At 72.6% G+C, this 12,034-nt stretch carries 11 protein-coding genes and 1 pseudogene; 9 read left to right on the top strand and 3 right to left on the bottom strand.

Annotated features, from left to right (window positions below):
• Nucleotides 1-87 precede the first annotated feature (87 nt).
• Nucleotides 88-825 carry a Fic family protein gene (locus ACZ6TI_RS17685; protein WP_465346121.1) on the top strand — a complete coding sequence of 246 codons (738 nt, stop codon included), beginning with the start codon at nucleotides 88-90 and terminating at the stop codon, nucleotides 823-825.
• Between the two features lie 91 nt (nucleotides 826-916).
• Nucleotides 917-1,393, top strand: coding sequence for a PH domain-containing protein (locus tag ACZ6TI_RS17680; protein ID WP_465346120.1), 477 nt, complete (start codon nucleotides 917-919; stop codon nucleotides 1,391-1,393).
• A 311-nt stretch (nucleotides 1,394-1,704) separates the two neighbouring features.
• Here ACZ6TI_RS17680 and ACZ6TI_RS17675 read toward each other — a convergent pair whose 3' ends face one another.
• Both ACZ6TI_RS17675 and ACZ6TI_RS17670 read right to left on the bottom strand, forming a co-directional pair.
• Nucleotides 1,705-2,505 (bottom strand): HAD family hydrolase, encoded by an 801-nt coding sequence (locus ACZ6TI_RS17675; RefSeq protein WP_465346119.1) that lies wholly within the window; start codon nucleotides 2,503-2,505, stop codon nucleotides 1,705-1,707.
• A gap of 327 nt (nucleotides 2,506-2,832) precedes the next feature.
• Nucleotides 2,833-3,201 carry an STAS domain-containing protein gene (locus ACZ6TI_RS17670; protein ID WP_465346118.1) on the bottom strand — a complete coding sequence of 123 codons (369 nt, stop codon included), beginning with the start codon at nucleotides 3,199-3,201 and terminating at the stop codon, nucleotides 2,833-2,835.
• A 210-nt stretch (nucleotides 3,202-3,411) separates the two neighbouring features.
• Between ACZ6TI_RS17670 and ssd the strand changes: the two genes are divergently transcribed.
• The 7 genes and pseudogenes from ssd to ACZ6TI_RS17635 all read left to right on the top strand — a co-directional run bounded on the left by ssd (nucleotide 3,412) and on the right by ACZ6TI_RS17635 (nucleotide 9,632).
• The gene (gene ssd / locus ACZ6TI_RS17665) at nucleotides 3,412-4,518 is read left to right on the top strand and encodes a septum site-determining protein Ssd (protein WP_465346117.1); all 1,107 of its coding nucleotides are present in this window, start codon (nucleotides 3,412-3,414) and stop codon (nucleotides 4,516-4,518) included.
• A 332-nt stretch (nucleotides 4,519-4,850) separates the two neighbouring features.
• Nucleotides 4,851-6,008: pseudogene (locus ACZ6TI_RS17660) on the top strand (TadA family conjugal transfer-associated ATPase); the annotation flags it as partial.
• Nucleotides 6,009-6,673: 665 nt separating this feature from the next.
• Nucleotides 6,674-7,834 (top strand): type II secretion system F family protein, encoded by a 1,161-nt coding sequence (locus tag ACZ6TI_RS17655; protein WP_465346116.1) that lies wholly within the window; start codon nucleotides 6,674-6,676, stop codon nucleotides 7,832-7,834.
• Nucleotides 7,835-8,033: 199 nt separating this feature from the next.
• Entirely contained in the window at nucleotides 8,034-8,645 is a 612-nt protein-coding gene (locus ACZ6TI_RS17650) for a type II secretion system F family protein (RefSeq protein WP_465346115.1), read from the top strand.
• Nucleotides 8,646-8,728: 83 nt separating this feature from the next.
• Nucleotides 8,729-8,857: a DUF4244 domain-containing protein gene (locus ACZ6TI_RS17645; protein ID WP_465346328.1), complete on the top strand. Its 129-nt coding sequence runs from the start codon at nucleotides 8,729-8,731 to the stop codon at nucleotides 8,855-8,857.
• Nucleotides 8,854-9,222, top strand: coding sequence for a TadE family type IV pilus minor pilin (locus ACZ6TI_RS17640; RefSeq protein ID WP_465346114.1), 369 nt, complete (start codon nucleotides 8,854-8,856; stop codon nucleotides 9,220-9,222). Before ACZ6TI_RS17645 ends, ACZ6TI_RS17640 begins: the two co-directional genes overlap by 4 nt.
• A 17-nt stretch (nucleotides 9,223-9,239) precedes the next feature.
• Nucleotides 9,240-9,632, top strand: a complete 393-nt coding sequence (locus tag ACZ6TI_RS17635) for an Rv3654c family TadE-like protein (protein WP_465346113.1) — start codon at nucleotides 9,240-9,242, stop codon at nucleotides 9,630-9,632.
• Between the two features lie 21 nt (nucleotides 9,633-9,653).
• Here the strand turns inward: ACZ6TI_RS17635 and ACZ6TI_RS17630 are convergent, their stop codons facing one another.
• A complete protein-coding gene (locus ACZ6TI_RS17630; RefSeq protein ID WP_465346112.1) occupies nucleotides 9,654-11,921 on the bottom strand; it encodes a DEAD/DEAH box helicase in 2,268 nt (755 codons plus the stop codon).
• Nucleotides 11,922-12,034 lie beyond the last annotated feature (113 nt).

The following is a 12,034-nucleotide window of genomic DNA, read 5'->3' as shown; positions in this document are numbered from 1 at the left end:
TAGTGCTTCGTGCTGATCGAATCTTGCCGTATTCGAGCGCCTTCGCGCATCAGATGTTTCGGGTTCTTTGCCCGCTACCGTAGACGCGTGCCTACCGATCCGCTCGCGCCACTTCTTCAGCTCGCCGACGTCGCACCCGCCCTCGCGGAGGCGCGCGACCGCGTCGATGCCGCGCTCCGGCATCGCGCGTTGCGGCGGCAGGGTGGGCGGGTCGCGGCCGAGGTCAGCTTGCGCTCGGCGGTGGCCAGCGCGGCATTGGAGGGCCATGGGTACGAAGCCGAGGAGATCCGCGCCGGCACGGTGACCGATGCGGTGGTGCAGGGCGCCCTGCGGGTGGCCGAGGGTCTGGGCGGGCTGGTCGACCTCTGGCCGAAGGCGCCGCGGCAGGTGCTGGCCCGGCTGCACGTGCTGGCCGCGCGCGGCATCGTGGCGCCCGACGACCTGGGCCGGCCGATCTCCGGCGCCGACCGGATCGACGGCCTCACCGCGCTGGTCGCGGGCAACGAGACCACACCGCCGCTGCTGCTGGCCGCGATCGTGCACGCCGAGCTGCTCACCGTCCGTCCGTTCGCCGGGCCGGCCGGGGTGGTGGCCCGGTCCGCGGCCCGGCTCACCCTGATCAGCCGGGGGCTCGATCCGCGCGGTCTGGTCGCGGCCGAGGTGGGTCACCGTTCCCGTGAGCCGGAGTACGTGGGCGCGTCCGGGGCCTATGCGACCGGTACGCCGGACGGCATGCGCTCGTGGCTCCGGCACTACGCGGCTGCCGTCTCGGCCGGCGCGGACGAGATCATCGTGATCGGCGATGGGGTGCTTGCCACGGCCTAACGGCGGATCCGTGCTCACCCGCTTGGTGCCTATCTGCGTCGATGCCGGAAAGGCACCATTCGTCCCTTGAAGCCTTGGCATACTTCTCCGCGTGGACGAGACGTGGGTGCGCCCGTACTCGACCGGCACCGGCCGGTGGCTGGTGATCGGCTGGGAGGCGGTGGCCCTCGGGCTGCTCGGCTGGACCAGCGTCGACACGTTCGGCCTGGGCTGGCACGGCATCCGGGTGATGGCCTCGATCCTGGCCGTCGTCTGGGTGCTCGGCGCCTGGCGCATCCTGCAGATGGGCGTCTATGTGGGCCCCGAGGGCCTGCACCTGCGCGGGCTGCTGCGGTCGCGCACCATGCAGTGGGACGAGATCGCGCACGTCCGCCTGCACAAAGCGACGCACAAGATCGGGCCGTGGGAGATCGAGAGCGGCCTGACCGTGCTGATCGAGCGCCGGGACGGCACGACGGTGAACACGGAACTGTGGGCGCAGGGCGTCGACTTCCACTCGCGGCCCAAGGTCTTCCGCGCGGTCTATCACGAACTGCGGAACCGGCACCTCGCCGCGGTCAACGCCTGATTGCTCCGCACATGAAGAACGGCGCCTCGGGAGGCGCCGTTCTTTCGCTCGTCCGCCGGGTTATCAAGCGTGCACCTGGGTCGTTGTCGACAGTCCCGTCGCCGCTTCCGAGTGAACTCGTGTGCGGGTCGGGGTGCCGCCGCAACGTGCCTGCCGTGGCTGATCGCGCGTGGGTTCCCGGTGGCCGTGCACGGAATCCGATCTCTCGGTTCCCGCTTGTTCTTTCTACGCCGCTGCTCTCTTGATCGCCATGGGTTCCGCCGTCAAACTTGGACTTAAGCGAATCAGTCAGACACTTGACCTGCGTGGTTTCAGGCCAGAGCGGCTTTCATGCGACGGTGGCGGCCGTAGATCGCGATGCCGATCGCCACGCCCACGCCGACGCCCAGAGCCGCGGCGGCCACCGGGACGGCCGGGCGGTCGCGCAGCCGGCGGCCCAGGGGCACCGGGTGCCGGAACTCCAGGATCGGCCAGGCGTGTTCCACGGCCACCTTGCGCAGGTTGCGGCTCGGGTTGACCGCACTGGGGTGGCCGACCGCGCCGAGCAGGGGGAGATCACTGCTCGAATCCGAATATGCGTAACACTCCGACAGGTTGTAGCCGCGTTCGGCGGCCATGCTGCGTACGCCGTCCGCCTTGTTCTCGCCCGCCGCGTAAAACTCGATCTCGCCGCTGTAGCACCCGTCGGCGATGCTCATCCGGGTCGCGATGATGTCCGTGATGCCCAGCAGTTCGCCGATCGGGCGGACCATCTCCTCGCCCGAGGCGGAGACCAGCACGACGTCGCGGCCGGCCGCCTGATGCTCGCCGATCAGCGTCGCCGCCTCGGCATACACATACGGATTGATCAGCTCTTGCAGGGTTTCCGCGACGATCTGCTGCACCTGCTCGACCCGCCAGCCCTTGCAGAGGTCGGCCAGGTAGTCGCGGGTGCGCGCCATGGTCTGCTCGTCGGTGCCGCCGAGCCGGAACATCAACTGCGCGTAGGCGCTTTTCACCACGTCACGGCGGCTGATCAGGCCATCACGATAGAAAGGCCGTCCGAAGGCCAGAGCGCTGGACTTGGCGATGACGGTCTTGTCGAGGTCGAAAAACGCGGCGCTGCGCCCCACGGGCCGAAAGTGTAGCGGTTCGCCACGCCCGGCCGTCGTTGTCCACAGTCACCATCACCACTGGTTACGGAAAGAAAGTGCCAAGAACGTCGCACTCAGTGACGCCTGGTACTCGACGGTGGCGCTCGACTGAGGCATGCTTGTGTTGCGACTGAGATTCACGTTGCCTGCGTGACTGTCGCGTTTCCTACCTAAAGCCCTCGGTGGTTGCGCCCCCCGCGATCACCGAGTTGATTCGGCTCGACCCCCCCGGAGCCGAATCCAAGGACGGCCCCCGTCTCCCCCGACGGGGGTCGTCTTCTATCTCCGGCACGTCTGCCTTCGGCCTCAAGCTCCGGCCGCTTCGGTGGCCGAGAAGTCGATGTCGCCCTCCTGGGCCTGCTCGGTCAGGCCGAAAAGCTGGGTCAGGCCGGTCACCGACAGCACGCGGCGAAAGGCCGGCGTCGGGTTGACCACGACGAACGTGCTCTGCTCCACGGCCGCCGCCTGGTAACCCTCGATCAGTGCGCCGAGGCCGGTCGAGTCGATGAACGCGGCTTCCTTCAGATCGACTCGCACCACCGGCGGACGCCACTCCGCGATCGCGTCGCGAATGCCCTGGGCGACCTCGTCGGCGTTGGAGAAGTCGATCTCACCAAGCAACGTGACTCGCGCGGCGCCGTCGTCGCCGAGCGTGCTCAGGATCGGGGTCTCCATGCCATCTCCATCGTCTCCGTGTCGGCACAACATACCCAACCGGCACCCGCGCCAGCCTCGCTTTCACCTCACGGATTAGCACATCCACACGAGGGCGCCGGGTTATCCACAGCCTGCCGGTTTATCCACAGGCAGGCGATTTTCGCCGCCGTCCGGCATGCCTTCCGCGGCACGGTGTGAGCCCACCCGCTCCCCAGGAGGCCCACCGCGATGACCGTTCGGACCGGACCCCGCCTGCCACTCGTGCTCACCGCCGACGCCGACCTGCTCGACGATCTGGTGCGCCTCGCCGCGGCCGGCGGCACCGACGTCGACGTGGCCCCGGACCCGGCGGCCGCCCGGGCGCGTTATCCGGGAGCGCCGCTGGTGCTGATCGGCGCCGACCAGGTGGATGCGTGCGTGCTGGCCCGTCTGCCGCGCCGCGACCGGGTGATCATCGTCGGCCCCGGATCGGTGCCCGACGAGGTCTGGCAGGCGGCCGGAGATCTGGGCGCCGAACACGTCGCGATGCTGCCGGTCGCCGAGCCGTGGGTGGTCGACCGGTTCGCCGAGTGTCCCGCGCCACCGGCCGCCGCGCGGGTGCTCGCGGTCGTCGGTGGTCGCGGTGGTGCCGGGGCCAGCATTCTGGCCGCCGGGCTGGCCGTGACGGCGGTCAACGCCGGCTGCCGCACCCTGCTGGTCGACGCCGACCCGCTGGGTGGTGGCCTGGACCTGGCGCTCGGCTGGGAGCAGGTCGACGGGCTGCGCTGGCCGGCCCTGGCCCGCACCGGCGGCCACGTCGACCCGCCGGCTCTGCTGAACGCCTTGCCCAACCGCGGTGACCTGGTGCTGCTCTCGTTCGCCCGGGCGCCCCAGGCGTCCCCGGAGCCCACCGCCGAGCTGATCCCGATCGCCGCGGAAGCCATGGCGGCCACTCTCGACGCGGCCCGGCGCGGCCGCGACGTCGTGGTGATCGACGTGCCGCGTCACCTGGACGACGCGGCGGTGCTCGCGCTGCAGGCGTCGGACCGTGCCTTCTTGGTGGTGCCGGCCGAGCTGCGGGCGGTCGCGTCGGCGGCCTGCGTCAACGCGATGGTCGCCGTGCACTGCGATGACCGGGCGGTGGTGGTGCGGGGCCCGTCACCGGGCCGGTTGCGGCCGCGCGAGGTGGCCGCGGCCCTGGGTCTGCCGCTGGCCGGCACGTTGCGGCCCGATCCGGGGATGAGCCAGGCCGTCGAGCGAGGCGAGGCTCCCACGGCGACGGGCAGAGGCCCGCTGGCCGACCTCTGCAAGCACCTGATCACCAGCCTGACCACGCCGAGGGCGGACGCGGCATGACCCCCGACCTCTCCGCCCTGGCACCCCTGCCCCGCTCCCACCCATCCCCTCCCACCGCCACGACCCAGGCCGCAAAACACCCTGTGGACGCCACGCCTGCTCCTTCGCCTCGGTCGGCCCCCTCCTCACCGGGCCAATCCGCTGCGTTCCCTGCCGCCGGCGTGACCGTTGCGCCTGCCAACCAGGCATCGGTGCCGGTCCGCGCCGCGGAACACCCTCTGGACGGCGCGCTTGCTCCTTCGCCTCGGTCGGCCCATTCCTCACCGGGCCAATCCGGTGCGTTCTCGGCCGCCGGCGTGCCCGCCACCAAGGTCAAGGAATTGCCCGCGGGAATGGCCGAGCGGGTGCGCCAGCAGTTCGCCGCCGACGGCGTCGAAGCCACCCCCGCTGCCGTCGTCGCGGCGGTGCGGCGAGAACCGGAGAGTGCGGTGCTGGGCGACGCCACCGTGCTGCGCCTCGCCGGCCAGGTGCACGACCATCTGGTGGGCGCGGGACCGCTCGCGCCGTTGCTGGCTGACCCGGCGGTCACCGATGTGCTGGTCAACGGCGTGCAGGTCTGGGTGGACCGCGGCGCGGGACTGCACCGCGCGGAGGTGCGCTTCGACGGCCCCGATGAGGTACGCCGCCTGGCCCAACGCCTCGCCGCGGCCTGTGGACGGCGCCTGGACGACGGTCAGCCTTACGCCGACGCCCGCCTCCCCGACGGCTCCCGCCTGCACGCGGTCCTGCCACCGGTGGCGACCTCGGGCCCCTACCTGTCGCTGCGCACCTTCCGCCAGCGCCCGTTCACCCTCGCCGACCTGGTGGCCCACGGCACCGTGACCCCCGAGGCCGCGGCGGTGCTCGCGGCGATCGTCGCCGCCCGCCTCGCATACCTGGTCGCCGGCGGCACCGGCAGCGGCAAGACCACCCTGCTCGGCACCCTCCTGGGCCTGGTGCCACCCGGTGAGCGCATCGTCCTGGTCGAGGACGCCGCCGAGCTCAGCCCCGACCACCCGCACCTGGTCGCTCTGCAGACCCGCACGGCCAATGTGGAGGGTGCCGGCGCGGTCGGCCTCACCGACCTGGTCCGGCAGGCCCTGCGCATGCGCCCCGACCGGCTGGTCATCGGCGAGTGCCGCGGCGCCGAGATCGTCGACCTCCTGGCCGCCCTGAACACCGGCCACGACGGCGGCGCCGGCACCCTGCATGCCAACGCGGCCACCGACGTGCCCGCGCGCCTGGAGGCCCTGGGCCTGCTGGGCGGTCTGCCGAGAGCGGCGCTGCACGCTCAGGTCGTGGCCGCCCTGCAGGTCATCCTCCAGGTACGCCGCACCGCAACCGGCCGCATCCTCGAGTCGATCAGCGTGCTGATGCCCACCGGACCCGACCGTGTCCCCACCGTCGTCCCGGCGTGGCACTGCCGCCAGGGCACAGGCCCGGCCGCCGAAGCCCTGGCCCGCTTGATCGCCGCCCGCAACGTCCCCATCCCACCCCTGCTCACCGCCGCAGCCCAGGCAGGTACGCCACCTGGGCGGTCAGCCACCCGTGCCGATGGGGCGCACGCCTCGGGACCTCAGTCCGGTCAACGCCCATCCGCATCTCGCGCGGAGGCACCCGCGGTACTCGATCCGATCGGCGCCAGCGGGTTCCGCCCCGCCCGGCCCAGCGGCCACCGCTCCGATTCGGTGCGGGTGCCCGCGACGCGCCCTTCGAGCTCAACCTCTGCGTCGCGTAGGTCGGCGTTCGCCCCGACTCCGCCAAACCTGGCTCGCTCGGTCCCCACGACGTCTGGCGGAAATCCGGCCGATGAGACCGCAGGGGTGGGCGTAGATCGATCGCGGACGCCCGCTCTGCGTGCGCCCAGCAAGGTGCCCGGCCTGCCGCGCGTGCCTGCGATCGGAGCCGCCGCCAACCCTGGGCCGACCACGGGCGCTGCTTCGCCGACCCGATCCGGTCGGCCGTGGGCTGATCTGATCGAGCCTGCCGACCGGGACGACCGACGGGATCCCGTGACCCCCGCACGGCGTCCCGGATCCGGGGCCGGAGGCCTTGCCGCAGCCTGGGTGGACCGCCCGCAACGCATGGGTCCGCCCGGCCGGCACGTCCGCAAGCTCAGCACCGGCTTGTCGCGGACCGGGACCCTGCCCACCTCGGGACAAGGCCGGACCCGGTCTTGAGCAGCTTTGAGATTGTCCACAGTGCCGGCTGGTGGCTGCCGCTCGGCATGCTGATGGCGGCCGCGGTGATCGTCGTACGGCACCGCAGGTCACCGTTGCGGCGGTTGACCGGGTCGCAGGCGCAACGCGCGGGCTGGACACCCGACCTCGTCGCATTCCGGCGGCGGATCGCGAAGCTGGCTGCGACCAATCCGCGCCGGCTCACCCTCCTGACAGCCGGCCTGGCCGCGGGAGTCGGGCTCCTGGCCGGTGGGCTGGTAGCAGCGATCATGCTGGCGGTCTATTCGATCCTCGCGGTCCGGGCCGCGCTGAGATGGACCGCTCGCCGCGCCGCGGCCGAACTGCGGTCGCGCAGTCTCGATGACCTCTGTGCCCTGGCCGGCCAGCTGCGAGCCGGGCTGCCACCACCGCTGACCGGTCATCTGGCAACAGCCACCGCCCGCGACTCCGCGGCCCAGGCAGATCTCGCCGGCGCATCCAGGGGCCCGGCACGGGCCGGTGTGCGCCTCGAAGGCGCACGGCCGATGACAGGGCCGAAGCCGTCCGGCCGATGGAGTGGCAGCGGGCCGGTGCCGAGTCCGAGGACCGGAAACGTGCTTGAAGCGTGGCGTGAGGACAGTGCCGCCTGCGAAGCTGCAGTCGGTGACGCGCTCACTTCGGTACCTCGAATGAGTGACGTGCGTTCAAGGCGAGCCCAGGCCGCCGAAGCCGCGATGCGGCGAGCCGAATCTCGCGGATCCGTCGGTGACGCGCTCACTTCGGCACCTGGAATGGGTGGCGCGCGTTCACGGCGAGCCGAATTTCGCGGAGCCGTCGGCGACGCGCGGATCGCGGACCTGACCGCCGCCGTCTGGCGGCTCGCCGAGCGAACCGGCGCGCCCGCGGCCGAGCTCGTCGAACGCATCGAGGCCGACGCCCGCGCCGCCGACCGGGCCGGCGCGTCAGCGGCGGCACAGGCCGCAGGCGCTCAGGCGACCGCGATGTTGCTGGCCGCGTTGCCGCTCGGCGGGATCGGCCTGGGCTACAGCATCGGGACGGACCCACTGGAGATTCTGCTGCACACCCGCGCGGGAGCGGCCTGCGCGATCGGCGCCGTGCTGTTGCAATGCGCCGGGCTGTGGTGGGCCGACCGTCTGGTGTCCGGGGTCGGGCGATGACCCGTCACGACTGTGGTGCGGCCCGTTTCCTCACCGGCCGTGGCCCGGCCGCGGTGCCGTTGCGGGCCTGTTGTGCGGCTGTGCTGATTCATGCCGCGGCCGGCCGGTTCGGATCGGCGCCGTTCGTGTGTGCGGTCGCCGTCAATGACCCACAGCCGGCGGTCGAGCAGGCCGGGACGGCCGGCGCGAGCCGCGGCTCATGACGGCCGGCCGGAAGCAGGGACGCCTGCATGTGCTGCTGGCGGCGGGATCCGCGCTCGGCGTGGTGGCGTTCGTGGGGCGGTGGTGGGCGATCGTGCCCGGCGTCGCGGTCGGTGTCGGCATGCACCGCTTCCTGCGAAGTCGCGAGCCGGCGGACGTCCGGGAGGCCCGTCGGCGTGCGGCGGCGGACCTTCCACTGTGTGCGGACCTGCTGGCCGCGGCGGTGCGGGCCGGTGCGCCGGTGGATCGGGCGGTGTTCGCGGTGGCCGACGCGCTCCGCGGCCCGTTGGGGGAGCGGCTGGAACGGACCGCGCGGTCGCTTCGCCTCGGCGCTCAACCCGCCGAGGCCTGGGCTCACCTCGGCGACGTCACCGGCGCGCATCGGCTGGTCGCCGCGGCCGTCCGCTCCAGCGACAGCGGCGGTGCCCTGGCCGGCGCGTTGACGCGACTGACCGACGACCTGCGCGCCGACCGGGTCGTCGCCGCCGAGGCCGCCGCGCAGCGCGCGAGCGTGCTGATCGTGCTTCCGCTCGGGCTGTGTTTCCTGCCCGCCTTTGTGCTCGCCGGCCTCGTGCCGGTGCTGGTCGCCGTGCTCGGCGACGTGTTGTGAACCACCCCACCAGTAAGGAGAACCACGTGCACAGACTCAAAGCCCGCTTCGCCAGACTCAGCAGCGAAGCGGCGGAGGCCGGGATGAGCACCGCCGAGTACGCCGTCGGCACGCTCGCCGCGGTCGGTTTCGCCGGCCTGCTGTTCAAGGTCGTCACGAGCCCGAAGGTGCAGGCGGCGCTGACCGAGATCATCGAGAAGGCCCTGAAGTGACCGGGCGCCGGCGGCCCGGTGGCGACCGGGGTGCGTTCACTGCCGAGCTCGCCGCCGGGCTGCCGGCGCTGATGGTGTTGCTGTTCGCGGGCCTGATGGCGGTGGGCGCGGTCACCGCGAAGGTCCAGTGCGTGGACGCCGCGCGCGAGGGAGCGCTGGCCGCCGCGCGAGGCGAGCCCGGCCTCCCGGCCGCGGCCCGGATCGCGCCACCGGGCTCCACAATCGACGTCATCCCCGGCGCCGACACGGTCACGGTGGTCGTCGAGTCCCGGATCCAAGCGCTGGGCGAGGCCCTCCCGCTGATCACGATCACCGCCGAGGCCACCGCCGCCCGCGAACCCGCCTCAACCGGCCCAATCCCATGATGACCAGGACCGAGCCGGTGAGGACGCACGAGCGGGCCACGAATGGCCGGGCCGGCGAAGACCTGGCCCGAGACGGTGGCGCCGCGACGATCTTCGTCCTGGCGATCGGATTGGTGCTGGTCGCCGCGGGCCTGGCCGGCGCGGCGGTCGGCGCCGCCCGGGTGGCCCGCCACCAGGCACACACCGCCGCCGACTTCGGCGCACTGGCCGGCGCGGCCCGAGTGTTCGAGGGCGAGCCCGCGGCGTGCGCGGCGGCCGCCCGCCTGGTCGCCGCCAACGGCGCGACCCTGATCTCCTGCGAGGTCGACCAACTGGACGTCGTGGTCCATGTCCAGGTCACCACCCGCCACCTGCCCAAACCCGCCGGAGCCGCAGCCCGCGCCGGCCCGGTCAGCACCCCGGTCCAATAGGTAGGCCGTTCCGGATCCGAGTCAGGGCAGGGCGGCCAGGACCGCTGTCAGGACCGCGATGGCACCCGGTTTGTGGAGGGGATGGTTGCCGTTTCCGCACTTCGGGGACTGGACGCAGGACGGGCATCCGGTCTCACAGCCACATGCGGCGATCGCGTCTCTGGTGGCTCGGAGCCAGGCCGCCGCCGTCCCGAAGGCGCGCTCGGCGAAGCCCGCGCCGCCGGGGTGTCCGTCGTAGACGAAGACCGTCGGGGCCTCGGTGTCCTGGTGGTTCGCGGTGGACAGGCCGCCGATGTCCCAGCGGTCGCAGGTGGCGGTCAGCGGCAACAGGCCGATCGCCGCGTGTTCCGCGGCGTGCAACGCGCCGGGCACGTCGGGCCAGGGCACGCCGGCGCGGTCCAGCTCGCGGGCGGAGATCGTGAACCAGACCGCCACGGTACGCAGCTCACGCACCGGCAACTCGAGGGGCCGCGTGTCGATCACCTCGCCCGAGCCGATGCGGCGGCGCTGGTAGGACACCACCTGGCTGGTCACGTCCACGTCGCCGAGGAACAGGCCGATCGGGCCGGCGTCCACATATGAGCGCACCGACACCACCGACAGGTCGATCACGTCGCGGGCGTGCGTCGAGTAGTCCGGGTCTTCCGCGTGCACCAGGGCGACCGCGTCGTCGAGATCGAGGTGGTCCACCACGAAGGTCGCGCCCTGGTGCAGGTGCACCGCGCCGTCGTGCAGCATCGCGTGGGACGAACCCTGGTCGACCGTGCCGAGCAGCCGGCCGGTCGCCGCCTCGACCACCTGCACCGCCGCGCCGCCGGTGCCGCGCAGGTCGACCTCCGGCGTGCCGCGATGCGTCCAGTACCAGCCGGTCGGCCGCCGCCGCAGCGCGCCCGACGCGGTCAGCGCCTCCACCGCGGCCTCCGCGCCGGGCCCGAACAAATCAAGATCCTTGCGGGTCAGCGCTGCCTCAGAGGCAGCAGAGCAAAGCTGCGGGCCGAGCACATACGGGTTGGCCGGGTCCAGCACCGTCGCCTCCACCGGGCGCCCGAACAACGCCTCGGGGTGATGCACCAGGTACATGTCCAGCGGGTCGTCCCGGGCGACCAGGACCACCAGCGCGTCACCGCCCGCGCGTCCGGCCCGCCCGGCCTGCTGCCACAGCGACGCCCGCGTGCCGGGGTAGCCGCAGATCAGTACCGCGTCCAGCCCGGCCAGGTCCACGCCCAGCTCGAGCGCGTTGGTCGACGCCAGGCCGAGCAGCTCACCGGAGAGCAGGGCCCGCTCGATCCGCCGCCGGTCCTCGCGCAGGTAGCCGCCCCGATAGGCGGCCACCCGCACGCCCAGCCCGGGCACCGCCTCGTCCAGCGCCCGCGCGGTCATCGTCGCCACGACCTCGGCGCCCTTCCGCGACCGCACGAACGCCAGCGTCCTGGTCCCGTGCACGATCGCGTCGGCCAGCAGGTCGGCGGTCTCGGAGAGGGCGGACCGCCGAGTCGGTGGTTGATCATCGAGTTCGACCAGCGGCGGTTCCCACAAGGCGAACGTCACCGCGCCGCGCGGGGAGGCGTCGTCGGTCACCGCGGTCACCGGCAGGCCGGTCAGCCGGGTCGCCGCGCCGGCCGGGTCGCCGGAGGTCGCCGACGCCAGCACGAAGGTCGGCTCGGCTCCGTACCGGGCCGCGAGCCGGCGCAGGCGTCGCAGGACGTGCGCCACGTGCGAACCGAAGACCCCGCGGTACGCGTGACACTCGTCGATCACCACGTATGACAGCCGGCGCAGGAACGTCGTCCAGCGGTCGTGGCCGGGCAGCATCGCGTGGTGCAGCATGTCCGGGTTGGTCAACAGGAAGCGGCCGTGTTGCCGCACCCACTCGCGCTCCTCCCGGGTCGTGTCCCCGTCGTAGGTGGCCGCGCGTACCCCGGGGAGGTTGAGTCTGTTGACGGCCCGCAGCTGATCGGCCGCGAGTGCCTTGGTCGGCGACAGATAGAGCGCCGTCGCCCGCTCGTCGGTCAGCAGGCGGGAAAGCGAGGGCGCCTGGTAGCCCAGCGACTTGCCCGAGGCGGTGCCGGTGGCCAGCACCACGTGCGTGCCCTGATGCGCCAGCGTCGCGGCCGCCGCCTGATGAGCCCACGGCGCCGTGACGCCGATCTCCGCGTATGCCTCGATCAAGGCCGGCGGCACCCAGCCGGGCCACGCCGCCGGACGACCGGGCCGGGCCGCGACCTCCTCGACGTGGGTGACCGCCGGTTTGCGCAGCAGTCGCCCGGAAGCGGGCACGGTGGACGTCACGACAGCACTCTGACATCGGTTCGTGGCGAACCTCAAACGGGTAGGACGGTGGGTGCCATGCGCCGGGGGATGACCGACGGTGGTTAGATTCGCGGGGGAGATCGGCGGAGGAG

It is taken from the genome of Actinoplanes sp. NPDC051388 (assembly GCF_055586225.1).
Note: the sequence above shows the minus strand (reverse complement) of the source record. Positions and strands in the feature narration are given on the sequence as shown.

Coding starts and splice junctions, on each gene's coding strand:
- ACZ6TI_RS17650 (WP_465346115.1), top strand. CDS start 8,034: ATGACGGCCGGCCGGAAGCAGGGACGCCTGCATGTGCTGCTGGCGGCG.
- ssd (WP_465346117.1), top strand. CDS start 3,412: ATGACCGTTCGGACCGGACCCCGCCTGCCACTCGTGCTCACCGCCGAC.
- ACZ6TI_RS17670 (WP_465346118.1), bottom strand. CDS start 3,201: ATGGAGACCCCGATCCTGAGCACGCTCGGCGACGACGGCGCCGCGCGA.
- ACZ6TI_RS17645 (WP_465346328.1), top strand. CDS start 8,729: ATGAGCACCGCCGAGTACGCCGTCGGCACGCTCGCCGCGGTCGGTTTC.